Raw genomic sequence first — 1096 nt, forward strand, 5'->3', positions numbered from 1 at the left:
CCGGTGGCCAGCACCCGCTCGCTGCGGGCACGAAACGCGCCGGGCTCGGTGGTCGCGTCCAGTTCGCGTATCGGCTTGCCCACCAGCTCGGCCATGCTGTAGCCCGACATGGTGGCCAGCGCCTGGTTGGTTTCGAGCAGCCGGCCTTGGTCGTCAAGCACACAGAAGCCGTCGAGCGCGGTTTCGAGCACGCGCTGGTAACGCGACTGCGCCTGCAGGCTGTCGGTCACGTCTTCCGACACCGAGATGTAGCCCTGGGGCTTGCCGTTCGGACCGCTCAGCGGGGTGACCACCCGCCGCACCTGGCGGCGGCGGCCCGTGCCGTCGATCACCGGCACCACACCGCTCCAGATGCTCCCCTGGTCGGCCGACTGGCGCATGGCCTGGGCCACCGCCGCATCGGTGATGGCCGGCGGCTTGAACAGGTTGAGCGGGGCCTGATCGGGCAGGCTGCTCGAAGGCAGCAGTTCGTGCGAGGCGCGGTTGCGCCAGAGCACGTTGCCCTGCGCATCGAACACGCCGATGGGCGTGACCGTGCTGTCCAGCGCCAGGGCCTGCGCGCGCAGGGTCTCGTTGGCTGTCTGCAAGGCCAGGGTCTGCTCGGCCAGCGCCTGGTAGGGGCGGCGCACGGTCACCACCATCAGGCCCCAGTAAATGACGAGGTAGGCCAGTGCTTTGAACATGTGCCCCAGCATGTTCTGCAGGTCGTTGCTCAGGGCGTAGCGGGTGAGAAACACCTCGCCGTAGAGCAGCAGCATGGTGGCGCCGAACAGCAGCACCAGCGAGAGCTGGCGCGCCTGGCCCGAGCGGCGCCACAGCAGCCAGGCGGCCAGCGCCAGCACGGCTGTGATGGCCCGTTCAACGCCCACCTTCAATGGCGTCAGCCCGGTGCCCGGCACAAAGGTGTCGGGCAGGGCGTGCTCGTGGAAGATGATGCCCCAGCTGATGAACAGCACCAGGGCGCAGGCGCCGAACAACAGCGCATGGCGGCTGCGCTTTTGCATTGGGGGCAACTCGGGCCACAGGCTGTAGGCCAGCAGACTGAGCGCCACCCAGGCCCGCGCCACCAGCCAGAAGGCGATGCTTTTTTCCGACG

At 68.5% G+C, this 1096-nt stretch carries 1 protein-coding gene; it reads right to left on the bottom strand.

All coding sequences use genetic code 11. The features are described 5' to 3' along the window. Window positions 1-1096: MASE3 domain-containing protein (locus tag Q8M88_RS01170; RefSeq protein ID WP_305594245.1), on the bottom strand; the 1096-nt coding region annotated here is incomplete at both ends.

It is taken from the genome of Phenylobacterium sp. (assembly GCF_030693805.1).
Taxonomy (GTDB): Bacteria; Pseudomonadota; Alphaproteobacteria; order Caulobacterales; family Caulobacteraceae; genus Phenylobacterium.